Genomic DNA, 24641 nt, shown 5'->3' with positions numbered 1-24641 from the left:
AAGTCGCCGTCCTCCGGGGCGCCATCGTATGTGCCGGGCGCGATTTCCCGCACCTCGGGTGATTCCCACCAGCACGGATGGTCGCCTCGGACGGGGGTGGTACAGTCGCCGCCACCGCATGGCTCTTCTCCCCGCGTCTCGTCTGGATGTGCTTCGCGCTGCCCTCCTCGTGTTGGTGACGAGCTGCGCCACCCTGGTGTTGGAGCTGGCCGCGGCCAGGTTGCTGGCGCCCTTCATCGGGGCTTCGCTCCACACGTGGACGAGCATCATCGGCGTGGTGCTCGCGGGCATCAGTCTGGGCAGCTACGCCGGGGGCCGGCTGTCGGAGCGGGGCGCATCGTTCCGGTGGCTTGCGGGCCTCACCGCGCTGGGGGCGGTGCTCGCGCTCCTGCCGCTGGGGTGGGTGGCCGTGCTGGGGGATGGCGCCGCGCTGCGCCCCATCCCCGTGCTGCCGCGCACCTTCCTGCTCACCTTCCTGGGCTTCTTCCCCGTCAGCTTCGTGCTGGCCATGGTGACGCCGCTGGCGCTCCGGCTGCTGCTGCCGGACCTGGGGCGCGCCGGGCGCATCGTGGGCCTGCTGTACGCGCTGGGCACGTTGGGGAGCCTCGCGGGCAACTTCCTCACGGGCTTCGTGCTGGTGGCGTGGTTCCCCGTGCCCACCATCGTCCTCACCGTGTCGGGCGCGCTGCTGGTGTGCGCGCTGCTGGCGCTGCCCAGGGCCTCTGTGTCCGCGCCGCCCGTCGAACCGGCGGCCCCCGCGACAGCCGGCGCCGTGGCGGCAGCGGACGCCGCGCCGTCCTCGACGGGCGTGGACCTGCGCACCCGGCCCGTGCTGGCGTGCTTCCTGGTGGCCAGCGCGAGCTTCTGCACGCTCGCCATCGAACTGGCGGCCAGCCGCATCCTGGCGCCCACCGTGGGCGTTTCCCTGCTGAGCTGGACAGGCATCATCGGCGTGGTGCTGACGGGCATGGCGCTGGGCAACTTCGTGGGCGGCCACCTGGCGGACCGGTGGCCCCGGCAGGAGGTGCTCGCCGGCTCCATGCTGCTGGCGGCGGCCACCTGCCTGCTGATTCCGCCCATCCACCAGTGGCTGGTGCTGAAGGGCCACTTCGACGGCCTGGGCCTGCAGGCTCGCATCGTCGGGTACACGGCCGCGGTGTTCCTGCTGCCGGTGACGGCCCTGGGCACGCTGTCACCCCAGGTGCTCCGGCTGGCGCTGGCGGACGTGGAGCGGGCGGGGCGCACCGTGGGCCGGCTGTACGCGTGGAGCACCGCGGGCGCGCTGCTGGGCTCGTTCCTCACCGGCTGGTGGCTCATCGCGAAGGTGGGCGTCTACCCGCTGGTGATGGGGGCCAGCCTGGGACTGGTGGCGCTGGCGGCCTTCGTGGGGCAGGTGTGGCGGCGGCCCCTCTTCGTCGGCGCCACCGCGGGCACGCTCGCGCTGGCGGGCATGTTCGGCGCGCTGGGCCTGTTCGCGTCGCCGTGCACGGAGGAGACGGACTACTTCTGCATCAAGGTCAATCAGGTGGAGCATGACGGCCGGCGGCTGCTGGCCATGCAACTGGACCACCTGACGCACACCATGGTGGACCTGGAGGACCCGTCGTACCTGGGCTACCCGCACGGGTACATCCACTCGGAGGTGGTGCGCCATGTGGCCGCGCGCACCGCGGAGCCCCGGGTGCTGGTGATTGGCGGCGGCGGCTACGTGGTGCCGCGCTGGGTGGAGACCTACGTCCCCCAGGTCCGGATGGAGGTGGTGGAGATAGACCCGGCCGTGACGCGCATCGCGCTGGAGCGCTTCGGCGTGAAGCCGGACACGCGCATCGCCTCCTTCAGCCTGGATGGGCGGCAGTACCTCCAGGAGATGGCGGAGCGCGGCGCATACGACTTGATTGTCCAGGACGCGGTGAACGATCTGTCGGTGCCCTATCACCTGATGACGCGCGAGTACGACATGCTGGTGCGCTCGCTGCTCAAGCCGGACGGCCTCTACCTGCTGACCGTCATCGACGAGATTCCCCGGGGCTCCTTCCTGCGCTCGGCCCTCCGGACGATGCAGGAGGTCTTCCCTCACGTGGAGTTGCTCCACGACGCCCGCAGTGGCTCCAAGGGGCAGGGGGTCTACATCGTCGCGGGCTCGGCACAGCCCATGGAACTGGAGCGCCTCCCGGAGCTGCTGCGCGGCCTGGGCATCGAGCAGCCGCGCACGGGCCGGGTGCCTCGCGCGGAGATTGACGCCTATCTGGCCGCGGGCCCCGCGTTGCTGCTCACGGATGACTTCGCTCCGGTGGACAACCTGCTCGCGGAGCTCTTCCTCCTCCGCGAACAGGTCGCGCAGTAGCTCAGCGCTTCACGGCTTCGATGATGCACGTGCCGGCCTGGGTGGGGCGGATGCCCACCAGCTCCCAGGAGGTCCGGGTCAGCAGTGTCTGGAATTCGTTGGCCGTGCGCTCCCGTCCGTCCACCAGCACCATCATGTTGAGGTCCATCAGGGGCACGGGAGAGGGCGTCTGGTTGTCGGGCATCACCTGCTCCAGCACGAAGAGCCGGGCTCCCGCGGGCGCCGCGGCATGGATGTTCCGCAGGATGGCGGTGGCGGAGTCCTCGTCCCAGTCGTGAAGGATGTGCTTGAGCAGGTAGGCCTCGGCGGAGGGGAGGCCCGGCTCGAAGAAGCTGCCGCCCACCAGCTCCACCCGTCCACGGAGGCCCTGGGCTTCCATCGGGGCCTTCGCGCCTTCGAGCACGTGCGGCAGGTCGAAAAGAATGCCCCGGCAGGAGGGGGTGGCGCGCAGCACCCGCGCCAGCAGCGCTCCCTGGCTGCCGCCGATGTCCGCCACATGGGCGAAGGGGGAGAAGTCGACCTGTTGCGTGAGCTCGTGGGCCACCAGGGCCGACAGGTTGCCCATGGCCCGGGCGAAGTGCGCCGCCTCTTCGGGGTGCTTGGCGAAGTGCTCCCAGATGTCCGTCCCCAGTGCCTCGCGGACGGTGGACTTCCCGGTGCGAACGGCCTCGGTGAGCTGGCCCCAGGGCAGCCAGTGGGCGCGGTCACTCTGCGTGATGGCCACGTCCCGCAGCGAGCCGGGGATGTCCGAGCGGAGCCCTTCGCCCATGGGCGTCAGGGCAAAGGTCCGCTCACCGACCTCCTGGAAGATGCCCGCGGAGATGCCGCCTCGCAGCAGCCGGTACAGGCCGTCCGCACTGATGCCGAGCTCGTCCGCCAGCGCGTCACTGCTCCGCGGGCCCTTGGAGAGCAGGTCCGCGATTCCCAGACGGGCCGCCGTGCCAATGACCTGGGTGAGCCAATAGCCGCCGATTCGCTCATAGAGTAGCTGCGTGGGAAACGGAGTCCCGCCGGGAGTCTTGTCCATGCTGCGAGTCTAGCAGCGCTCAAATCCTGTCATCACCAGGGATGGCGATAATAAGCCGTGAACCGAGACTCCCCGGCGGCGCCACGACAGGGCGCGGCGCCAGGGAGCCCACCGCGCCGGGCTACTTGCCCTTGCTGTAGTCGCGGCTGGCGATGACGCCCTGGATCTCGGCCAGCGCGCGGGCGCCGGACGCGGACTCGAGCGCCTTCTCGGCGATGGCCTGGACCTGGCGCTTGGCCTCGGCCAGCTCCGTCTGAAGCGTCTGGAGCGCCTGGGCCTGCTTGGTGGCGGTCTCCTTGAGCGAGGAAATCTCCATGGCGGCGACGCGCTGCGCCGTCTCCGCGTCCTTGGTGGCGAGCGTGAGCTTCAGCTCCCACTCGGACTTCACCCGGTTGCCGGTGATGGCCGCGGCGGTGTCCGTCTCCTTCTTGAGCACCAGCGGGAAGTCCGCCACCTGCTTGCGCAGGTCCTCCAGCTCCTTCTCACGCTGCTTCAGGGCGTCCTCGCGGGTGGCCCAGTCCTTCTCCAGCTTCTCCTTGCGGTCGCGCTCGGTGGCGGCCTGCTGCCGCAGCGACTCGGCGAAGGCATCCTGCTCCTTCTTGCGCTGGAGCTGGGTGTCATAGGCGTACTCCTCCTCGGCGCGCTTGCGAGCGACCTCGGTGGCCTGCCGCTCGGCGGACTGGTCCGCGGCGGCCTTCGCCCGGGTGTCCTCGATGTCCTTCTGGAGCCGCTCCATCTCCGCTTCCAGCTCCGCCTTCTTCTTGTCGTACTCGGCCACGAGCACGTCGATGGCGCTGGCGGCCACGTCCTTGCCGTGCAGCCCGTTCAGCTCCTCCGTCTTGAGCTGGATGGCCTCGTCGAGCTGCTTCAGCTCCTCCACCAGCGAGATGACCTGCTCGTTGATGCCGGCCAGCGTCTTGTTGATGGTGAGGCCCGCCTCCGTGACTTTCTTCACGGCGGATTCGGCGGTGAGGCTGGACACGTCCGCGAGGACGTTCTTCGCGTGGGCCTCCTGCGCGTCCTGCTCCTTGGTGGAGACGATGGGCTTGTTGCGCGCCTTGCGAGCGAGCTCCTCGAAGGCGGCCTTGGTGGCCTCGGTGGAGCGGTTGCGGGCGACGACATTGCGCTTGGACGTCTTGCGAGTAGCCATGTGACTCTCCAGGTAGGGCACGGCCAGGGCAGGCCGTGAAGCCCGCGAGGGACGTGAGGGTTTCGTGGAATCGCTGGTCCCCTTTTCGGGCGACCATGGGAGAAAGATACCTGGGGGGTCTGACACGGTTGGCCGGGTTTCAAGCGGTCTGGCGGGGTGCTTGGAGCCCCCAGAAGCGCCGCCGGGCGGCACGGGTTGCGATGCTTGGGGCACAGCGCCCTTGTCCTCGGGGCCGGGGCCCGGCTAACTCGCAGTCCCCGAAACGGCTCAAGGGAGAGCGTCAATGCAGGTCGTCAGTGTGAAGAAGGCCCTCGCGGGAGGGGTGGAGGAGGGGACGAAGGTGGAGGTCCGCGGCTGGGTGCGCACGCGCCGCGACTCCAAGGCGGGCATCAGCTTCGTCAACGTCAGCGATGGGTCGACGTTCGACCCCATCCAGGTCGTCGCTCCGAATTCGCTGCCCAACTACGAGAAGGAAATCCTGCACCTCACCGCGGGCTGCTCGGTCATCTGCCGGGGCACGCTGGTGAAGTCCCAGGGCAAGGGGCAGGCCTACGAAATCCAGGCGGACGAAGTCCAGGTGCTGGGCTTCGTGGACGACCCGGACACGTACCCCATCCAGCCCAAGCAGCACACGCTGGAGTTCCTGCGCGACGTGGCCCACCTGCGCGTGCGCACCAACACGTTCAGCGCCGTCACGCGCGTGCGGCACCGCGCCGCCCAGGCCGTCCACCGCTTCTTCGACGAGGAGGGCTTCTTCTGGGTCAACACGCCCATCATCACCGCGAGTGACGCGGAGGGCGCCGGGCAGATGTTCCGCGTCTCCACGCTGGACGCGGTGAATCCGCCGCGCACGCCGGACGGGAAGATTGACTGGCACAAGGACTTCTTCGGCAAGGAGGCGTACCTGACCGTCTCTGGCCAGCTCAACGCGGAGGCCTACGCCCTGGCCATGTCCAAGGTGTACACGTTCGGCCCCACGTTCCGGGCGGAGAACTCCAACACCACGCGGCACCTGGCCGAGTTCTGGATGATCGAGCCGGAGGTTGCCTTCGCGGACCTCAACGAGGACGCGAACCTGGCCGAGCGCTTCCTCAAGTATGTCTTCAAGGCGGTGCTCAATGACTGTGCGCCGGACCTGAAGTTCTTCGAGGAGCGGGTGCAGAAGGGCGTCACCGAGCGCATGGAGAAGTTCATCAACTCCAGCTTCGAGCGCATCGACTACACCGAGGCCGTCGAAATCCTGAAGAAGGCCAAGAAGAAGTTCGAGTTCGCGCCCGAGTGGGGCAAGGACCTCCAGACGGAGCACGAGCGCTATCTCACCGAGGAGCACGTGGGCCGGCCGGTGGTGGTGATGAACTACCCGGAGGCCATCAAGTCCTTCTACATGCGCCTGAACGATGACGGGAAGACGGTCGCCGCCATGGACGTGCTCGCCCCGGGCATTGGCGAAATCATCGGCGGCAGCCAGCGCGAGGAGCGCCTGGACGTGCTGGACCAGCGCATCCAGAAGTTCGGCCTGAAGCCGGAGAGCTACCAGTGGTACCGCGACCTGCGGCGCTACGGCTCCGTGCCACACGCGGGCTTCGGGCTCGGCTTCGAGCGGCTCATCGTCTACATGTGCGGTCTGCAGAACATCCGGGACGCGATTCCCTACCCGCGCGTGCCGGGCTCCGCGGCGTTCTAGGCCGCCGTCCGAGTGTCCCCTCCACCGAGGGAGGGGACACCCGCCTGCTCAGGGCAGTTGGCTCTCCAGCGCGCCCCAGCGGGTCCGAATCCACTGGCGCACGTACTCGACTTCCTCCTCGTAGGAGTTGAAGTCCTGGCGCGTGTGCCAGTGGGGGAAGTTGCCATGGCCGCCCCACGGGTCGTTCGGGTCGCCGAAGGCGCGGTGTTTGGCGCCCCACTTCGCCCAGTCACGCCGCGCGGAAGGCGCCGTCTCCTGGACGTAGCCGTCGATGAGGGCCTGCATGACCTCCACGTTCAGCGTATCGCGCAGCAGCGCCCGGTAGCGCTCGCGCATGGGCCCGGCGATGGTGGGGTCGGCCAGCATGCGCTGGAAGAGCAGGTTGTCCTCGCGGAACGTGGGGCGCGCCGTGGGTGAGGTCCGGGTGGTGTCGTAGGACTGCCCGAAGCTCGCGTCCAAGTCCCAGGGGATGAAGCGCCAGGGGCCGCCGGTGGCCGGGTCATAGGCGTGGTAGGCATTCTTCGCCTGTGAGTCCACGCCCAGGATGAGCGTGTTGAAGATCCACCAGTCCTCGTAGTCCCGCGCATTCATCCGCTGCGGGAAGCCCGCGCGGAAGGCGTCCGCGTTCGAGTCCGCGATGAAGGCGGTGAGCGCCTCCAGGGGCGCGAAGGCGCCAGGCTCGCCTTCCTCGGGAGTGCCCTCCGACTTTTCGAAGCCTTCGTGGAGGCTGCTCTTGGGCGTGCCGTCCTTGCGCAGGCGCGAGAAGTTGGCGCGGTGGTCCACGGCCTTGAAGGCGTCCGCGTCCTTGTCGATGCCGTGCGCGGCCATCAGGCGCTTGTTGACGTGGTCCGCCGCTGTGTAGAGGCCGACGTATTTGTTGTTGGCGTAGAGCACCGCGCTGTAGGTGCGCAGGTGGATATGGCCCGGGCTCATCCGGCTCCACACGTCGAAGGCGAGCCGCGAGCGCATGTAGGAGTTGTCATTGAACGTGGTGATGAGCACCACGCGCTTGCGGTCCTCGAAGCCGTTTCCGAAGACGGGCTCGGAGAAGAGGTCCTCGTCCGGGAATTTCAGCGTGAGGCTGCGCTTGGGGAACACGCTGGAGGTGGCGCCCCGGTACTTCGCCTCCAGGTCGAAGCGCTGGCCCCGGTAGACGAGCTGCGCCGGCCGGTAGCCGCCCGCCGTCAAACCGCCCTCGTAGGAGAGGTGGAACACCGGCAGGCCGAACTCCTCCGTGTAGGCCGCCGGGTCGACGATGGGGACGTTACCGGGCGCGGACTCGTTCTCCGCCACGCCGACCTTGAGCGTGCCCGTCTCGCCGGTGCTCTCTTCCCGGAGCGTGAGGTGCCAGACGGCGGCCTGGTCCTTGCCGGGTGTCCAGCTCAAGGTGCCCGTGGCCGCATCGAACCGGGCGCCGGGCGGCAGGTTGTCCACGATGAAGCGCGTGTCCGGCGCGGCATGGCCGGTGGTGCAGGTCACGGTGGCGGAGACGGGCTCGCCCTCGAGCACCCAGCGTGGCTCGCCCGCGGTGGGCGCGCAGAGGTTGGACTGCGGCGGTGGGCCGCCATCGGGCTCGCCGCCGTCAGGGGTACCCGGGCCGGTTCCCGCGTCCGGTGTCGCCCCTCCGTCCGTGCCGTTGGAGGGCAGGCCCGCGTCGGGAATCGTCCCGTTGTCAGGGGGCTCGCTGGCGGGGTCCGGAATGCCACGGCTTCCAGAGTCGCCACCACACGCCACCACCAGCCCCGCGACTCCCGCCAGAAACAGCCTTGGAAAGCGTTTCCCGCCCACCTGGTCCCTCCCCCCTCGAACGCCACGTCAGGCTCGCAGGATTAACCATTCCGTGACCTGCCTAGCACCCCCCGCGGTGCCGGCCGTTGTCGGCTCGTGGACGCCGCCGGAGGAAGGGCGCCCAGTGAGGCCAGGACGGGATACGCGGTGTCCGGTGGGCAACCTCTCTGGGCCCGCTCGCTTCCAGGGGGCTATCCGGCCTTGAGGCGCACGGAATCAGAGGCGTGCTTCGCGAGCGCCTCGGCGATCTGGTCCGACTTCCACAGCGGGTCCAGGCAGGGGCAGAAGTAGCCGGGGCCCGCCTTTTCGCGCACGGCCCAGGTGAAGAACTCGCGGGCGGTGTCGTGGAGCTCCTCGGGCAGGAAGAGGGCGGCGACGTCGTACTCGGTGAAGCGGAGCAGGCCCGGCACGCGCCACTCGCGCTCCCAGTCGAAGCGGTAGCTGTAGGGCGCGTTGTGGTGGTCGCCCTGGATGTCCACGAAGGGCGTCATGGACCAGATGGGCTCTTGCTGGGGCGAAGGCGCCGCGAGCGCGCGCTCCACCTGATGCTTCAGGGCGAGGTGCGCGGGGGAGGCGTACTGGACGTACCAGACAGGGCCGCCGCCCTGGGAGAGGATGTAGCTCTTGCTGAAGCCAATGCCATACAGGCTGCGGCGCTGGACGAGCCGGGCGAGCTGGTCCAGGGGAATCTCGCTGAAGCACACGGAGCGGTGGCGCTCGGCGACGGCGGGCTCTCGGCGGGCGATGCCGAAGCCCTCGGCGCCGGGGATGAGCGTCCGGGCGCCGAGGATGCTCATCATGTTCTGGTAGGCGTCAAGATAGGGCGGTCCCGGCTTCGTGAAGTGAACCACGAAGTCAGACATGTCTCGCCACTGTGGATTCGTCTGGTAGCCGAGCATCATCCCTACTCCGCAGGCAATGTCTCGGACAGGGCAGGGGGATGCAACTCGAACGACGCGTGGCACGCCGCGCCTGCCTGTCTTGTATTCAGGAGGGCGAGGGCTGCCGGTGCAACGCGTTGCTCCCGATGGACAGGCAGGGAAGCCTCCTGAGGGGGCAGGATCAGCTTGAGGCGGCAGCCCGCTTGAGGGGGCTGCCGCGGCTGGGGACGAAGCTCTGTGGAGCGCGGCGGGGGGCCTGGGCGACGGGCTGGTGCTCGGGTCGGCTCCTCGAGGCCCTTGCGCAGCGCCTGCGCGGTGCGGGCCTCAGCCCTCAGCCCCCAGCCTTCGGCGCCGCGCGCTCCCGCCCCGCGCATGGCAGCGGTGTGTTCGTTCACGTGCCGCAGGGGCCCCGCCCCCTCTGGGCGGAGGCGCGCATTTCCCGCTGATTTTTCTCACCTCGCCTGCGAGAGTGAAAATTGCGCCATTTCAGGTTGTCGAACTTCAGGATCATGCGGCCATGGCCCGCCTGCGCGGGCGTCAAAGGCGCGGCTCACGACGCGCCCGGCGAACCCATGGCCTTTCCTTGCCACAATGCTTGAAACGCGATGGAGCGGATGAGGTCGAACATGTCTGGAAGGTCGGTGCTGGCAGTGTCGTTTGTCGTCTTGGCGTGCGCACCGGCGATCGCGCAGACGGGGCAGTGGTCGCAGCCGACAAAGACCGAGCAATGGTCGCAACCGCCGCAGCAGCCGCCGCAGGCCCAGGCGCACCCGCAGGCGCAATCGCCCGCCCCGACGCCGCCCGCGCCGGGCAAGCCCGGTCAGTCCCAGCCGGGCCTCGGGTCCAGCCCCACCACCACCCAGCAGGTCGAACCCCGGGCGATGGACAATCCAGAGGTCGTCCAGCCGCAGGGCAAGGTCCCGGCCGGCATGGTGGGGCGCTGGAATCTGAGGGTGCCCGGCGGCATCTGGTACAGCACCGACGGCAGCCGCATCTATCGCAACTATACGCAAGGCGCCGCCATGAACAGCCTGACCATCCGCGCCAACGGCACCTACAGCTGGGGCGGGACGACGGGCCCGCTGACGGAGATCCGCCCCTGGTTTGCGCAACCCGGCGAGCGATATTTCGCCGTCCAGCTCGATGCCGACCTCAAGTACATGGCGCGCCACGATGCGGGGAAGGGCAAGCTCGACCTGTTCTTCTGGGGTGTGGGCGGCCACGCGGCGACCGGTACGCGCTGAGGCGTGCGGCGGCGCCTCAGCGGCCTCCGCGCCCGACCCGCGCGCCATCCGCGCGCTGCGACGCCGCGGCCGCAGCGGGGCCGCGTCATCGCCCCCACTTCGCGGTAGCCGGGGCGCTCCGGGCCACGGACCGGCGGCGTAGAGTCCCCTCCATCTCCCAGAGGGCGGGGGCCTCCGAGCCGTGCCTCCACGCGTGGCGCTACGGGGACGAGGCAATCCTGTTCTCGCGCCCGCGCTCCTCATAGTCGGGCCAGCCAAAGTGGCCTTCGTACTCCTCGACTCCCAGCTCCGCGGTGGCCGAGGCACGCAGGGCCTCGAACTGGCCGCTGTCCCGCATCTCGAGCAGCGTCGCGACGAGCATCTTCCCCAAGTGCTCCTCGAGTTTCGCGTGCGCCTCGGGCGTGCCCCAGGTCCCATCCTCGCGGGCCGCGAGCTTCGCGCCATCGAGGCCCACCAGGGACGGCCTGTGCTCCTTCACGTCGGCCCAGCGCGGAACGAGGAGCTCCGCGAAGCCGAAATGGGTCATCGCGTCGCCACGTCCCGGCTCGGCCGCCGGGTCGAGGTCGAAGCACACGTTCAGCGTCCCGTTGTCGGTGGAGTACTGGAGCTCCAGTCGCTGGAGCGGCCGTGCGTCCTGGACCCGGGCGAAGTCCTTCACCGCCTTGGCGAGGAACTTCGCGACGCGCTGGCGCTCCTTGCCCAAGTCCAACGGGGCGACCTTCTTCTTCGGGGGAATCGCGACGTAGTACGAGGCGCGGAAGGCACCCTCGGTGCCCTCCCACGGAGCCAGGGCGATGAAGGCCTCGGTCTCGTGGCCCTTCTCATTCTTCAACACCAGGTCACACCAGTACGTCGGTTGCGGGTGCAGGCGTTGCGTGCGGAAGATGGACCACCGGGGCTGCACGAAGGGCTTCAGCGTCGCGCTCTTGACTCGAAAGCCGCTCTTGCCGAGTCCGCGGATGAAGCTGTCGTTCTGACGGGGAGGGCCGGCCTCGGGAAAGTCGGGATGTTCGTGCGCCCGCAGTCCGGACCAGTCACAGGCATCGAACAGCTCGCGCCAGCGGTCCACGAAGGCGACCGCGCCCGGGGGCGGGGGAGGAGAGGACGTCATGCGGCCGCTATACCTCAACGGCCGCGCGGCTTGGGCTCCTGCCGCGTCTGCTGCAACCCGTCGTCATCAGGGCCGCGAAGCCGTGACCCAGACGCCGGGCCTGGGGCGCAGGGTGATGGCGGGCGTGGGGTGGATGACCTGGCCCGGCGTCAGGTTCAGTCGAACGCGTTGGAGCAGGGTGGCCAGCACCAACACCAACTCCATCAGCGCGAACTGGTTGCCGATGCACTGACGTGGCCCACCGCCGAAAGGGAACCAGGCGAAGCGTGGGCGCGCCTGCTCCTGTTCGGGAAGGAAGCGATCCGGGTCGAAGCCTTCAGGATTGTCCCAGATGCTCGGGTGCCGGTGTGTCACCCAGGGGGTGATCAACATATGGGCGCCTTTGGGAATCCGGAATCCGCCCACGAGGTCCTCCTCGGTGGCGATTCGAGAGAGGGCCCATGCCGGTGGATAGAGCCGCAAGGATTCGTCCACCACGCGGTGGGTGAGTTCCAGCCGGGGCAGGTCCTCGTGCGTGGGGTTGCGGCCTCCCAGCTCACGTGCCAGCTCCGACTCCATGTCCCGTCGCACGCCCGGGTGCTGGGACAACAGCATGATGGTCCATGCCAGCGCGCTCGCCGTCGTTTCATGGCCGGCGAGCAGCAGGGTCAGGACCTCGTCGCGGAGCTGCGTGTCGCTCATCCGCTCGCCTGTGTCGTCGTCGTGTGCCTCCATCATCATCTGCAGCAGGTCGTGGTGCTCGCCGCTCTCACGTCGTCGCTTCGCGATGATGCCGTGCACCACGCGGTTGAGGCTGCCGACGTCTCGCTCGAATTGCCGATGGGCGGGAAGCGGAAGGCGCAAGGAAAGCGGCACGGGTTGTGTGAGCCGCTTGTAGACAAACACTTGCAGCCGGCTCATCACCGTCGCGATGTCATGCGCGGCGCTGCTGACATCTGCGCCGAACAGCGTCGTGCTGGCGATGCGAAGCGTCAGGCGGGTGAAGTCCTCGGCCACATCGAACGCGGCGCCCGTGTCGGCGCGGGCCTCCAGCGTGGCGGCGAGGTCCGCAGCCGCGTCCACCATGGTCCTCGCGAAGCCCGCGACCCGTTGACGATGGAAAGCGGGTTGCGCGAGCCGGCGCTGCCGCAGCCAATGGCCACCCTCGCTGGTGAGCAGGCCGTGGCCCAGCAGCTCTTGAAGCACCCTGAATCCGCGTGACTGTTTGCTGTAGTTGCGCGCATGGTCTTGAAGGACGTGGCGCACGCCATCCGGGTGCGCCACCAGGACGAGGTCGGCGGGCCCCATGGGGAGGCGCACCACGTCGCCGTATTCCCGCGCCTGGGCTTGCAGGAAGTGGAGCGGGTCCTTTCTCAGGGCACGTAGATGTCCGATCAGTGGGGCTCCTGGTGACATGGGCGGAAGGGGCGCGGCGGTCGACGCACCCGCTGGATAAATGGACATGGCCGCGAGCTCCCTTCCTGGCAACGAAGCCTCATGCAGGGCATGGGGTGTTCATCCCCGGCGGCGAGCGCATCCGGGCCCGGCTCCGGCCCGTTGGAGGGCGCACGCTGGCGGACTACCATTGGCCTTTTCTTGACGAGGGAACGCTCTTGGAAACCCTGTTCCGAAATGGTCGCCTGGCGCTCGCCGCCGTGCTCGTCCTGGCCCTGTCGCCCATGGCCCTGGCCGCCGCGGGCAGTCCGCAACTCCAGGCCTTCTTCCAGCAGGACCTGACCAGCGCTGACTACCAGCAGAAGGTCTACTCGCGCGTCGCGGGGAAGTGGCGGCAACCCGGTGCCAAGGGCACGCCCGGTCTGGGGAAGAAGACGGTGGTCCGGGCCGTGATTGGCCGGGACGGCAAGCTCCTCTCCGCTGACGTGTCCACGGAGTCCGGTTCGAAGACGTGGGACGCCGCCGCGCTGTCGGCCGTGAAGAAGGCGGCGCCCTTTCCGCCGCTGCCGGCGAACTTCCCCGGCGCAACGCTGGACGCCCACTTCCACGTGGCCTGGGTGGCCGGGCCCTGAACCTGGGCGACGCGCGGCGGTTGATTGGTGAGGGCACTCCCGGGCGCACACGCGGTATATGGTGCGCCCATGGCGACTCCTCATATCTCCGCTGCCCCTGGTGACTTCGCTGACGTGGTCCTCATGCCGGGCGACCCGCTCCGCGCTCGTTACATCTCCGACCGCTTCCTGGAAGGTGCCCGCGAGGTCACCTCCGTGCGCAACATGCTCGGCTTCACGGGGACTTTCCGGGGCCGGCGCGTGTCGGTGATGGGGCACGGCATGGGCGTTCCCTCCATCTCCATCTACGCCACCGAGCTCATCAAGACGTATGGGGTGCGCGTGCTCATCCGCGTGGGCAGCTGCGGCGCGCTGAGCACCGACGTGAAGGTCCGGGAGGTCATCGTCGCGACGGGGGCCGGCACGGACTCCAACGTGAATCGGATGCGGCTGATGGGGCATGACTTCGCCGCGGTGGCGGACTTCACGCTCGCGCGCCGGGCCGTGGAGGCGGCGGAGCGGCGCAACAAGCCTGTGCGCGCCGGCCCCGTCTTCACCTCCGACCTCTTCTACCACCCGCAGGAGCAGCTCAACGCCACCCTGGCGCGGATGGGTGTCCTGGCCGTCGAGATGGAGGTCGCTGGCCTCTACGGCGTGGCCGCGGAGTCGGGCGCCCGCGCGCTGGGGTTGCTCACGGTGTCGGACCACATCATCACGGGGGAGAAGCTCACGCCGCAGGAGCGGCAGACGACGTTCGACGAGATGATTGAGCTCGCCCTGGACGTCGCACACGCCGAACCCACGCCGTAGCGCCTTGTTGGCGGGCAGGCGGGTAGGGCGCCTTTCCGCTCTGAAGGTACGAGAGGGCCGCTCTCGGAGCGCTTTCCAGCGCCGGGGGCGGCCAGATTTCCCGGACGGTGCTTTGTGCCCAGCGGGATTCCGGGCCATCCTCCGGCCCGGTGCGTTACCCAATCTGGCTCCTCCTCGTTTGCGCCGGCTGTGCCGCGCGTATCTCCCCCCACGCTGGCACTGCGCCGGCCGCCGCCGTGCGTGCCCAGGACTCCGTCCCCGTGGCCGCCGCCGAGCCGCTACCCGAGGCTCCACCGCTGGCGTCCGCTTCCGCCACCGAGCCGGTGGCCCCGGTGGCGGAGGCTGCTTCCGCGCCCGCGTCCACCGCGGATGACTGTGCGTTGAGCGCGGAGGACCTGGAGTCCGAGGAGGAGGAGCTGGCCGAGGGCGAGGGCGATGACGGCGAGAAGGAGACGCCGGACGCCGTGGCCGCGGGCGCCGCTTCGACAGGGCCGCTCTACACGGCTGACATCTCCGATGAGGAGCTGGCGCGGCGGTGGAAGGACGAGATTGCCTCGCTGGGCTCCATGGCAGTGGGCTTCGCGCACAGCGGCCGGCTGGTGAACGCCAGGCAGTTCCCCCAGGGGGACGACTGGATCGTCGTCACGCCCGCGGGCGCCTGGGCCACCGAGGAGACCGTCAACTACCTGGCCGACGCCATCCGCGACGTGCGCGCCCGCTTCCCGAATGCGCCTCCGCTGCGGGTCAACGGGATGAGCCACAAGGAGGGCGGCTACATGCGCCCTCACAAGAGCCACCAGAACGGCCGTGACGTGGACGTGGGCTTCTACTACCCGACGGTGGACCCCATCCGGACCCGCGCGCGCGAGCACGTCATCGACGTGCGCATGAACTGGGAGTTCATCCGCTCGGTGCTCGTGAAGACGGACGTGCAGATGATTCTCGTCGACCGTCGCGTGCGGAAGGTCATCTACGACCACGCCGTGCGCGCGGGCGAGGACAAGGCGTGGTTGGACTCGATTTTCAATGACGGCCCCACGGGCATCGTCCGGCATGCCCGCGGCCACCGCGACCACTTCCACATCCGCTTCCACAATCCGCGTGCCCAGGAGCTGGGTCGTCGGGTGCAGCCGTTCCTGGCGCTCCAGCCGGAGCACAACGTGACGACGCACCGCATCCGGAACGGTGACACGCTGGGCGGCATCGCGCTCAAGTACGGGTCGTCGGTGGCGATGATCAAGAAGGCCAACCGGATGCGGAACAACTTCCTGCGCGCGGGGAACCGGTTGTCCGTGCCCCTGCGCGGGCCCTGCACGCACTGCCCGGTGCCGCCGCCGCTCGTGCTGCCCACCCGGCGCCTGCCGCCGAACGTGGTGGCGCCGGCGATGGTTGCCGCCGCTCCCGCGGCGAAGGCGGAGAATGGTTGTGTTCGGACCGAGGGGGCTGTGGCGCAGGGGGCGGCCACCGTCGTTCCCGCGGTGGGCGCGGCCTCCGTCGAGGCGGCATCGACTGTGTTGTCCTCCGCTCCCGTTGGGGAGTCGGCTCCGGTGGTGACGTCGGCTGTGGGGAACTCCGTGGAGGCGGCTGCGGTGAAGCCTGCGGCCGGTGGGGCCCTGGACGTGGCTGTGGTGAAGCCCGCTGGAGGGACATCCGTCAATGTGGCTTCGACGGTGAAGCCCGCGAACGCCGTCAACGTGGCGTCGACGGTGATTCCCGCCGCGGCGGAAGGTGCCTCGGCGGCGACGCCTGCCACCACGGAAACCGCGGTGGCGCAGCCCACTTCCGCCAAGGTGGCTCCGGCGGAGCAGACCGCTGCGTCCAGCCCGGCTCCGGCCATGACGCCCACTGTCGTACCGACGCGCGAGAAGGGTGAGGGCGCCGCGGGCATCACTCACGGCCGCTGACCTGTCCTCCACCGGCCATGCAGGCTTGGGCCCCGTGTCTCCCATGTGGTGACACGGGGCTCGTTCGTTCCGGAGTGTGGTAGGCACGGGCCGTCCATGGCGTTTTCACCGCACAAGGGCCGCTCGCTGGCCCACAAGGCCCGTCAGCGCTCCCCCGGCCACCACTACAACGCGAGCTTCATGTCCGCCGCCGACCGCGCGGAGACCCTGAGCTGGCTCGCGACGCTCCACCCGCTGTGGGAAGAGCGCTACTCCAAGCACTTCCCCCCGCCGCCGGGGCAGTCCCAGCGGAGGCTGCTGCGGCCGGTGTACTGGCTCGGCAACTGGCAGTTCGCGTGCCTCGACTACTACCACCCGCCCAAGGGCATCCTGAACCGGTGCGTCCAGGCCGAGCCCTTTCCGGCGGTGCTCCAGCGCCAGGTGGCGAAAATCGAGGAGCTGGCGCGGCGGATGTACCGCGGGCCGGACATGCCTCCTCGCTGGCACCTCAACACCTGCCTGGTGAACTTCTACGGGAGCCGGTTGGAGGACGGGCGCTGGGTGGACACCGCCCGGGTGGGTGAGCACAAGGACTTCGAGCCGGGCCCCGTGGCCTCGCTGTCCTTCGGTGAGCGTGCCCTCATCCAGTTCGTCACGTCCTCCCGCCCAGGCGAACGTGACGCGGTGGTGCTGGAGCAGTGGCTGGATGATGGCTCGCTCCAGCTCTTCGGCGGCGCGCGCTGGAAGGACCAGACGTTCCACCGCGTGCAGCGGGTGGACACGCGCACGGGCAAGACGCTGGCCCCGGAGCTGCCGGACTTCCGCACCCGCCGCATCAACCTGACGTTCCGCTACGTGCCGGACGAACACGTCATTCCGTTCGCCGCGCTCTCCCGCGAGGCGCGCGAGGACGTGCGGCCCTACATGGCGCAGCTCGCGCAGGGCAGCGCCTTCTTCCGCGAGGCTCTCGCGCGCGAGGCGCCGGGCACGCCGGCCTGACGCAGGGCCGCTCCGCGCCTACGAGCGGCGCTTGCCGTGCGAGCGCGCGTGCCGCCCCGGTGTCTGGTCCGGCGCGCGCTTCGACTGCCCGTGGTCCTTCTGCGGAGGGCCCGGGTCCTTCTGCGCGGCGAGGAAGGCCTCCCACGCCTCCTTGAAGACGGGGTCCTCGCGCGGCACCTGGACGCGGGGAATCTCCGAGCGCATCAGGTGCTCGATGCGCGTGATGACCTGCCCCTCGCGCGTGGTGGCGAAGGTGGAGGCGACACCGCTGGCGGTGGCCCTGGCCGTGCGGCCGATGCGGTGCACGTAGTCCTCGGGGGCATGGGGCAGGTCGTAGTTGATGACGTGGCCCACGTCCTCCACGTCGAGCCCGCGCGCCGCGATGTCGGTGGCCACGAGGCAGCGGTAGGTGCCGTTCCGGAAGCCCTCCATGGCCTGCTTGCGCTGGTTCTGTGTGCGGTCCGCGTGCAGCACCGCGGTCCGGTGTCCCGCGCGCTGGAGCGCCCGCTGGACCTTGTCCACGCGCTCCTTCGCCCGGGTGAACACCAGCGCCGTCGCCGAGTCCTGGGCCAGCAGGGTGAGCAGCAGCGGCGTCTTCTCCTCGGGACGGAGGAAGTACAGCCGTTGCTCGGCGCGCTCGGCGGGCGTGCCGCTGCGGGTGACCTCCAGGCGCACGGGCTTGTACAGCCGGCTCTTGGCGAAGCGGGTGACGTCGGGCCCGAGCGTCGCGGAGAACAGCAGCGTCTGCCGGCGGCGAGGCAGGTGGGCGACGATGCGTTCGAGCTGCGGCAGGAAGCCCATGTCGAGCATCCGGTCCGCTTCATCCAGCACGAGCGCTTCCAGGTGCGGGAAGCGGATGGCGGTGTTCTCCATCAGGTCCACCAGCCGCCCGGGCGTGGCGATGACGAAGGAGGGCAGTGTCTTCAGGGCGTTGACCTGCGCACCCATGTCCTCACCGCCAATGACGGTGGCGTGCGTGAGGCGGCGGGGCTCCGCGAAGAAGCGCACCGGCTCCGCGATTTGCTGGACCAGCTCACGCGTGGGGGCCAGCACCAGCGCGAGCGTGCCCTTCTTCCCCGCGAGCCGTTCCACCAGGGGGAGGACATACGCGGCCGTCTTGCCCGTTCCGGTGGCCGCGCAGCCGATGACATCCCTCCCGGCGAGCGCTGGAGGGATGGCCTGCTGCTGGATGGGCGTGGGCTGCGTGAAACGCGCGCGGCGCAGGGCGCCCAGCGTCTCCCGCGAGAGGCCCAGATTGTCGAAGGTGTCGCTCACGGCTTGGGGGTACCACGTCGCGAGGCCTCGTGGGAAAGGGCCTCACGGGGCAGGCACCGTGATTCCCGCCCGCCAGGAGGGCATGATGGCCGGATTGGAACACCTGATGCCCTTCACACCGCTGCCGGTGGTCCTGGATACCAACGTGGTCCTGGACCTCTTCGTATTCGATGACCCCTACACACGCCCGCTGGCCGAGGCCCTGGCGGCGGGGGCGCTGACGGCCTGGACGGACGCCGACACGCTGGCGGAGCTGGGCTACGTGCTGGCCTCGCGCAACTTTCAACCCGGCCTGGGGGCGCCCCATCGGACCGCTGCGTTCGAGCGCTACCGGGCCCAGGTCCACATGGCGCCGTCCGCCGAGTCCGTGCCCGCGCCGTCATTGCCCCGCTGCCGGGACCGGGACGACCAGAAGTTCCTGAGCCTGGCCGCGCGAGCCGGAGCGGCCTGGCTGGTGAGCAAGGACAAGCGGGTGTTGTCCATGGCGGACCGGGCGGGCCTGTCTTTCGCCATCCTCACGCCCCGGCAGGCCGTGGCCCGCCTACCACCCAGGGGGTAGATACAGGCCGCCCGCTCCGGAACATCTTTCGCGTCGAGTTGCACATTCACTCGATTCCCAAGCGAGAGAACATGTTCCGGATTGCGATGGTCGTGGCGCTGGCCCTGTCCACCTTCGTTGGCTGTGGTGGCGATGACGACAACCCTGACGGCACGCCGCAGAAGGTGCAGTGTGATGCCTCGAACTGCGCGGGCTGCTGCTTCAACAATGTCTGTCAGACGGGGACGTCGACCTCCGCGTGTGGCAAGGCAGGGGCCACGTGTCGGGCGTGTGGCACCGCGCAGGTGTGCAAGGCGGACCAGACCTGCGGCGTGGACCCGGAGGGTGTCTGGCGCGTCCAGCCCGTCTCCGCCCAGATTGCCACCAGTAACAATGGCTCGGCATGGGATGCCGACAGCTCGCCGCCGGACGTGTTCGTCGAGATGGCCTGCCCGGGAGGCACGTCCGTGTTCATCTCGGACGTGGTGCAGAGCTACACGCCAGCGTGGACGACGGGCGGCTGTACGGCGCGAGCGAGCCAGTTGATGGCGGAGCAGTGGGCCTTCCGCCTCTGGGACGAGGACCTGGCGTCCAACGACACCATTACGGATGTCCTGGGCACGCGCTTCACCGAGCAGCACTTCGCCGCGGGCACCGTCACGTTCGGTGCCTCCGGCGGCATGACGTCGTTGACGGTGCAGCTCCAGAAGCAGCCCTGAGCACGGGGGCTGAAGCGCACACGGCGGACCCGGACAGGGTTTCCGGGGCCGCCGTGTGCGTTGATGCGCTGAGGCGGCTCAGGCCCGAGGCGCCGGGCGGTAGCGCAGCACCTGGACCCGAGTCTCCGAGACGAGGAAGCTGGTGATGGCCGTCGGGCTCGCCTTGCCGTTCGTCTCGCCCCAGTCGATGACATGGATGCGCAGGGAGACGGTGCCCTCCATCATCATGTCTGTGTGGTCGTTCGTGAGCACGACATCTGCTTTCTCGCCCGCGTAGGTGACGAGCGTCTGACGGAAGGCGTACCAGGACTCACGGCTCCCGGAGAGCTCGGACTTGCCACGCAGGAATGCCGTGGGGCGGGCGAGTGAGCCCAGGAGGAAGTCGCCGCCAGTGACCTGGTGCTTGAGTTTCTCTGCCGCGGGGAGGTTGGGTTCGTCGCAGCCCATGCACTCGCCCGCACAGGAGCAGTCGTAGCTGGCTTCGCGGGTCCCCGCGCGGCGCTTCTCGCACTTGCTGATGCAGGCCTTGGTCTGCTGGGCCTCCTTCTTGTCCAGCTTCTCGATGCTCGCCAGCATCTGTGCCTGGCTGGCATCCGCCTCGAAGAAGGACGCGTCTCCCAGGTGGAGCAGCCCCGCGATGCGCACGATGCCGTCGCTCTCCATGGCGGACAGGGCCGTGCGCGCCGAGGTCGTCTGGGCCTTGTGCTGCGCCGGCTTGACGCGTGTCCACTTCGCGCGCGCCTCGGAGTCCTGGCCCTCGTAGTCGAGGCTCGCGCGGTCGAAGAGCTCGGCCACCTTCTTCGCGCGGGCCAGCGCCGGCTTGTAGCTGTCCTTCACCGGAACCGTGGAGAACAGTCCGACGGCGTAGGTATTTCCTCGCGGAGGCTCCCCCTCCTCGTAGGAGCGCTCCAGCGTGAGCAGCTTCTCCACCTCGTAGCGGGGCGCCCATTCCATCTTGGCGGCGCTACTGCTACGGGCAGCGGCCTGCTTTCGCTCGAGCGCGAAGGCACGGACCTGCTCGAAGGCCGCGGCCTCGGCCTCCGGCTTGTAGGGGTCTTCCCCCTCCACGTACACGCGGAGGTCACTGAGGCAGGTGTCGTCGTAGGACGTCCCGGGATAGGTGGAGACGAGCGTGAGCCGCACGCCGTGGACCTTGTTCGGAACGGGCAGGCGGACTTCCTGCCAGCCGAGGACGTCCTTCAGCTCCATCTCCAGCGCGGTGCCCGTCGCCTGGGGGCCCGTCTCTCCCTGGACCAGCGGCTCCAGCTTCACCTTGCGAGGCCGGGCGTTGGCGCGGAAGAGCTTTTCGGACTTCTGGAAGCCATTGCGAAGGAACAGGCGGTACGTCTTCGCGCGCGACAGCTCCGGTCCCCACCATTCAATGGCCTCGCCCTCGCCGCGGCCCTTGGCGCCTTCCACCCAGGCGGTGGCCGGGTCGTCATCCGCGATGTAGAGCGGCAGATAGTTCTGGGCGTGCTTGTTCCAGCCATTCTCCAGGAAGGAGGAGGCCGTCACACGGCGGGGATGCAGCCGGTTCGCCGAGCCCGCATTGGGTTCGAGCATGATGGGCGGCGTCGCGGCGAGGAGGAGCGACAGGAGAATCATGGCGTGCGTTCCTTCGGGGTGTGTGACGACGGAAAAGGTTGAAGGGGCTCGGCCCAGAGCACGAACTGGGACAGGCCCGGCGGGTAGAGCCCGGAGTCCTCCTGCTCGCGGGACACGAGGTGGTAGACGACGCGCGCGTAGCGGGCCCCCTTGGGGAGCGGCACCTGGCGTGTCTCTCCGGGTAGCAAGCGCGTGTCCTCCACCGCGCCCAGGTGGGGCAGGGGCTCGTGGGGCCACTCCCGGACCTCCAGGCTGCGGCCGAACGTGGCCACGGTGCGGGAGGTTTCGAAGAGGGGGCCCTCGGAGACTTCCACGCTCACCCAGCGCATGACGTCACCCGAGGGAAAGGCATGGCCCACCTCGCGCGTGGAGACGCGGAGTGATGCGCCTGCCTGTTCCACCCGGAGCGCGGCCTTGAGGGACTCGGTGCGCCGCGTGCCTCCGAAGCCGTGGTTGCCCTGGGGCATGTGGCAGGACGTGCAATGGCGCGTGTCGCCGCTCTGGGTCTGCCAGCGGCGCCACTCTCCCACTGTGTCCTGTTGAAGCTGCGTGGGGGACAGCCGCACCCGCTGGCCCGCGCTCGTCAGCACGGGGAAGCCGAACTGGTGACAGCCCGCACAGGGCATTCCAGGCGCCTGTCCTTCGTTGCCCGTGGGGGCATGGCAGCCGGCGCAGGTGACACCGTGTTCCTCGGGAGGACTGTCCTTGGGAAGCGGGCCCCGCTTCAGGTTCCGGGCGAGCGGCGCGTGACATTGCACACACCAGCCGGGCCGGTCCTCGGTCAACGCGACCTGGAAGACGTCATCCGTGCGGGCCGTGGCGTGCCCGCTGTGTCGCCAGGAGTCCACCTGGACGGCGTGGCATTCCGCGCAGCGCTGGACATTCCAGTCCGGCAGGCCATGCGGCGCGGGTCCCTCGTCCATGCGCGCGGTGCCTTTGGGAAAACGCGGCGTGGGGGCTGTGGCCAGCAGCGAACAGGTGAAGAGGACGAGCACGGACACGGTGGCCCGCACTGTAGGCGTGATTGGGAGGGGCGCGATACAACGCCTCACCTATGAGAGCCTATGAAATCCAAGCAGGGTTTGGGTTGGACAAGCTGGTGCAGGTCGAGCGGCCGGACCCGACGCCCGGCCCCATGCAGGTGCGGGTGCGCGTGAAGGCCACGAGCCTCAACGCCCGCGACTTGATGATGGTGGAGGGGCGCTACAATCCCCGGCAGAAGCTGCCACTCATTCCCAACTCGGACGCGGCGGGCGTCGTGGATGCGGTAGGCCCGGGTGTGACGCGGGTGAAGCCCGGTGACCGGGTGATGAGCCTCTTCTCCCAAGCCTGGATCGCCGGAGAGCCCACGCGGGCGGCACAGGTGAGCACGCTGGGGGGACCGTTGGACGGTGCGCTCGCGGACACGGTGTTGCTGCACGAGGACGGCGCGGTGCCCACGCCCGCCTATCTCACCGATGAAGAGGCTGCGACGCTGCCGTGCGCGGCCGTGACGGCGTGGAGCGCGCTTGTCACTCATGGGGCGCTCAAGGCGGGTGACACCGTCTTGCTTCAGGGCACCGGTGGCGTGTCCATCTTCGCGTTGCAGATTGCGAAGCTGCTGGGCGCGCGAATCTTCATCACCTCCAGCAGTGACGCCAAGCTGGCGCGAGCCCGGACGCTCGGCGCGCATGAAGGCATCAACTACGGGACGACGCCGGACTGGGACAAGGCGGCGCGCGCGCTGACGGGCGGCGTGGGCGTGGACCACGTGGTGGAAGTGGGTGGGGCGGGGACCTTCGAGAAGTCGCTGCGCGCGGTCCGGCCCGGCGGCACGGTGTCTGTGATTGGCGTGCTCAGCGGTGGCGCGGGGACGGTGCCGCTGACGCCCATCCTCATGCAGAACCTGCGGGTGCAGGGCATCTTCGTCGGCCACCGGCAGAGCTTCGACGCGCTCAACCGGGCCTTCGCGCTCCACACCGTGCGCCCGGTGGTGGACCGCGTCTTCGAGTTCTCCGAGGCACGCGCTGCTTTCGAGCACCTCAAGAGTGGGGCGCACTTCGGGAAGGTGGTCGTCCGGGTGGGGTGAGGCCGTCCCCATCGCCAGACGTGCGCAGCCGTGACGCCGCTTCGTCCGGGCACCGGCATTGTCCCGCCGGTGCCGTGCACGAGGTCATCGAAGTCGGGCGCCGGAGTTCGCTCCGGGAGTCCCGAATGACGGCTCAGGAACCCGCTTCGTGCGAGCCTGGGTCGGACGATGAGGCCGGGCGGGCCACGTAGGAGACCTGGGGCCCGCCAGTCCGCGGTGAACGCGGACCTCCGCGGCCCTGGGGCTGGCGCGGCTGTCGAGGGCCACCCTCGTTGCCGCCATTGGCCGGACGGGATTCCCGGACGGTGTTCTGCGCGGGAGCGCCTGGCATGGACCGAGTCTCGACGACGGGCTCCGGCCTGCCATTGCCGCGCCGCTCGTTCCGGTCGAAGCGAGCCCCTCCACCGCGAGGACCCCTCGGGTTCGTCGGTGAGGCGAAGGCGTCGCCGCGAGGCTCGGTCCGTGGTGGACGGCCGTTGTCGAACGCACGCTGCTCATTGCCGGGCACGCTTGGATTGCCACCGCGTGAGTTGGAGCGGGGAGGCCGACCATTGCCATTGCGTTGTTCGTTCTGGCGGGGGCCGCTTGAGGGAGCGCTGTTCGCGAGCGGCTCATTCGGCTGGGAACCGCCCATGCCTCTGCCGTTCGCACGCGCGTCATTCTGGCGGGGGCCGTTCTGGAACCTACCGTTCGCACGAGGCTCGTTCGAACGCGGACCGCCATTCGAGGCACGAGGCTCGTTCGAACGCGGACCGCCATTCGAGGCACGAGGCTCATTCACGCGCGGGCCGCCCTGGGGGCTACCACTCGCACGCGGCTCGCTTGGGCGCCCAGGCGCACCGCCGCCCGTCCGCTGCCCATTCTGGGGCGGCCGTGCGCCGTTGCCTCCGCCCCTCGGCGGGGGCCGGCCTCCTCCAAAACCCCGGGTGCGCCCGCCCCGAGGCGGAGGTGCCGCCACCGCGGGCTTGCCACGCTCACCGCCACCCTGCCTGAGCACCAGCGCTTCCAGTTCCCGAAGCTCGGCCTCGGCGGCCTCTTCGGGCGTCATGTCGCGCTGGGGGGCGGCGACTTGCTCGACCGGCGGGGGCGGCGGCGGACGGAACCCGCCTCTGCGCTCGTCACCCTGGGGCTGGAACCCCTGGTTCCGAGGCCCTCCGCGACCGTGATGGCGAGGTCCCTCTCGGAAATTGCCCGACGGCACGAAGTCCGGGGTGAGCTCCCGGCGCACGTAGGCATTCCAGATTTCGCTCGTGTCGCTCGCGATGCTGTGCAGCCAGGGCGCGGTGCTCGCGAGGAAGTTGCGGACGTTGTCCAGGTCGCGCCGGAAATAGAACTCCGCGCGGTTGTTGCGAGCGGCCGCCACCGTCTGCGGGAAGTCGATGATGACCGGCCCCGCATAGCTCATGAGGATGTTGTACGGGGACAGGTCGCCGTGGATGAGGTCGGCGCACAGCATGTTGATGACCTGCGACCGCAGGTCCACGTAGAGGGCGTGCGCGTCCTCGGGGGTGGTGGGTGGGGCTTCCACCA

The 24641-nt window shown here is 69.4% G+C and carries 20 protein-coding genes; 10 read left to right on the top strand and 10 right to left on the bottom strand.

Going from position 1 to position 24641, the window contains the following annotated elements; translation table 11 throughout:
- Positions 1-118: 118 nt before the first annotated feature.
- Positions 119-2344, top strand: a complete 2226-nt coding sequence (locus tag FMP39_RS28520; RefSeq protein ID WP_194858600.1) for a fused MFS/spermidine synthase — start codon at positions 119-121, stop codon at positions 2342-2344.
- 1 nt (position 2345) lies between these two features.
- Here FMP39_RS28520 and FMP39_RS28515 read toward each other — a convergent pair whose 3' ends face one another.
- On the bottom strand, positions 2346-3371 hold the full coding sequence (locus tag FMP39_RS28515) for a methyltransferase (RefSeq protein ID WP_141593287.1): 1026 nt from the start codon (positions 3369-3371) through the stop codon (positions 2346-2348).
- Positions 3372-3492: 121 nt separating this feature from the next.
- Positions 3493-4521, bottom strand: a complete 1029-nt coding sequence (locus tag FMP39_RS28510) for a kinetoplast-associated protein (RefSeq protein WP_141593286.1) — start codon at positions 4519-4521, stop codon at positions 3493-3495.
- Between the two features lie 283 nt (positions 4522-4804).
- Here FMP39_RS28510 and asnS point away from each other — a divergent pair, with 283 nt between their 5' ends.
- On the top strand, positions 4805-6205 hold the full coding sequence (asnS, locus tag FMP39_RS28505) for an asparagine--tRNA ligase (RefSeq protein ID WP_141593285.1): 1401 nt from the start codon (positions 4805-4807) through the stop codon (positions 6203-6205).
- 48 nt (positions 6206-6253) lie between these two features.
- On the opposite strand, the gene FMP39_RS28500 is transcribed toward asnS, so the two are convergent.
- On the bottom strand, positions 6254-7993 hold the full coding sequence (locus FMP39_RS28500; RefSeq protein WP_141593284.1) for a CotH kinase family protein: 1740 nt from the start codon (positions 7991-7993) through the stop codon (positions 6254-6256).
- A 191-nt stretch (positions 7994-8184) separates the two neighbouring features.
- Positions 8185-8856: an abortive infection system antitoxin AbiGi family protein gene (locus FMP39_RS28495; RefSeq protein WP_228558405.1), complete on the bottom strand. Its 672-nt coding sequence runs from the start codon at positions 8854-8856 to the stop codon at positions 8185-8187.
- Between the two features lie 644 nt (positions 8857-9500).
- On the opposite strand from FMP39_RS28495, the gene FMP39_RS28490 reads away from it, so the two are divergent.
- Complete coding sequence (locus FMP39_RS28490) at positions 9501-10118, top strand: hypothetical protein (protein ID WP_228558404.1); 618 nt, start codon at positions 9501-9503, stop codon at positions 10116-10118.
- Positions 10119-10317: 199 nt separating this feature from the next.
- Here the strand turns inward: FMP39_RS28490 and FMP39_RS28485 are convergent, their stop codons facing one another.
- Both FMP39_RS28485 and FMP39_RS28480 read right to left on the bottom strand, forming a co-directional pair.
- Positions 10318-11229, bottom strand: a complete 912-nt coding sequence (locus FMP39_RS28485; protein ID WP_141593282.1) for a hypothetical protein — start codon at positions 11227-11229, stop codon at positions 10318-10320.
- A 66-nt stretch (positions 11230-11295) separates the two neighbouring features.
- Positions 11296-12672, bottom strand: coding sequence for a cytochrome P450 (locus FMP39_RS28480; protein WP_141593281.1), 1377 nt, complete (start codon positions 12670-12672; stop codon positions 11296-11298).
- 149 nt (positions 12673-12821) lie between these two features.
- On the opposite strand from FMP39_RS28480, the gene FMP39_RS28475 reads away from it, so the two are divergent.
- The 4 genes from FMP39_RS28475 to FMP39_RS28460 all read left to right on the top strand — a co-directional run bounded on the left by FMP39_RS28475 (position 12822) and on the right by FMP39_RS28460 (position 16906).
- Entirely contained in the window at positions 12822-13235 is a 414-nt protein-coding gene (locus tag FMP39_RS28475; protein ID WP_225888758.1) for an energy transducer TonB, read from the top strand.
- A 69-nt stretch (positions 13236-13304) separates the two neighbouring features.
- A complete protein-coding gene (gene deoD / locus FMP39_RS28470) occupies positions 13305-14024 on the top strand; it encodes a purine-nucleoside phosphorylase (protein WP_090489703.1) in 720 nt (239 codons plus the stop codon).
- 149 nt (positions 14025-14173) lie between these two features.
- Positions 14174-15928, top strand: coding sequence for a penicillin-insensitive murein endopeptidase (locus tag FMP39_RS28465; RefSeq protein ID WP_228558403.1), 1755 nt, complete (start codon positions 14174-14176; stop codon positions 15926-15928).
- A gap of 96 nt (positions 15929-16024) precedes the next feature.
- A complete protein-coding gene (locus tag FMP39_RS28460; RefSeq protein WP_141593278.1) occupies positions 16025-16906 on the top strand; it encodes an alpha-ketoglutarate-dependent dioxygenase AlkB in 882 nt (293 codons plus the stop codon).
- Between the two features lie 18 nt (positions 16907-16924).
- Here the strand turns inward: FMP39_RS28460 and FMP39_RS28455 are convergent, their stop codons facing one another.
- Positions 16925-18181: a DEAD/DEAH box helicase gene (locus FMP39_RS28455; protein WP_141593277.1), complete on the bottom strand. Its 1257-nt coding sequence runs from the start codon at positions 18179-18181 to the stop codon at positions 16925-16927.
- Here FMP39_RS28455 and FMP39_RS28450 point away from each other — a divergent pair.
- Together FMP39_RS28450 and FMP39_RS28445 are read left to right on the top strand one after the other, a co-directional pair.
- Positions 18162-18740, top strand: coding sequence for a putative toxin-antitoxin system toxin component, PIN family (locus FMP39_RS28450; protein ID WP_141593276.1), 579 nt, complete (start codon positions 18162-18164; stop codon positions 18738-18740). The two genes, FMP39_RS28455 and FMP39_RS28450, sit on opposite strands and share 20 nt — an antisense overlap.
- 71 nt (positions 18741-18811) lie before the next feature.
- Positions 18812-19438, top strand: a complete 627-nt coding sequence (locus FMP39_RS28445; RefSeq protein WP_141593275.1) for a hypothetical protein — start codon at positions 18812-18814, stop codon at positions 19436-19438.
- Between the two features lie 78 nt (positions 19439-19516).
- On the opposite strand, the gene FMP39_RS28440 is transcribed toward FMP39_RS28445, so the two are convergent.
- Positions 19517-21043 carry a hypothetical protein gene (locus FMP39_RS28440; protein ID WP_141593274.1) on the bottom strand — a complete coding sequence of 509 codons (1527 nt, stop codon included), beginning with the start codon at positions 21041-21043 and terminating at the stop codon, positions 19517-19519.
- Positions 21040-22044 (bottom strand): cytochrome c family protein, encoded by a 1005-nt coding sequence (locus FMP39_RS28435; protein WP_228558401.1) that lies wholly within the window; start codon positions 22042-22044, stop codon positions 21040-21042. Before FMP39_RS28435 ends, FMP39_RS28440 begins: the two co-directional genes overlap by 4 nt.
- A gap of 53 nt (positions 22045-22097) precedes the next feature.
- Here FMP39_RS28435 and FMP39_RS28430 point away from each other — a divergent pair, with 53 nt between their 5' ends.
- Complete coding sequence (locus FMP39_RS28430) at positions 22098-23111, top strand: NAD(P)-dependent alcohol dehydrogenase (protein ID WP_141593272.1); 1014 nt, start codon at positions 22098-22100, stop codon at positions 23109-23111.
- 133 nt (positions 23112-23244) lie between these two features.
- On the opposite strand, the gene FMP39_RS28425 is transcribed toward FMP39_RS28430, so the two are convergent.
- The coding region (locus tag FMP39_RS28425) for an RIO1 family regulatory kinase/ATPase (protein WP_141593271.1) at positions 23245-24641 on the bottom strand (1397 nt) is incomplete at its 5' end.

Source organism: Myxococcus sp. AB056 (assembly GCF_006547365.1).
In the GTDB taxonomy this organism is placed as follows: Bacteria; Myxococcota; Myxococcia; order Myxococcales; family Myxococcaceae; genus Myxococcus; species Myxococcus virescens.
This window is presented reverse-complemented; position numbering and strand designations above follow the sequence as displayed.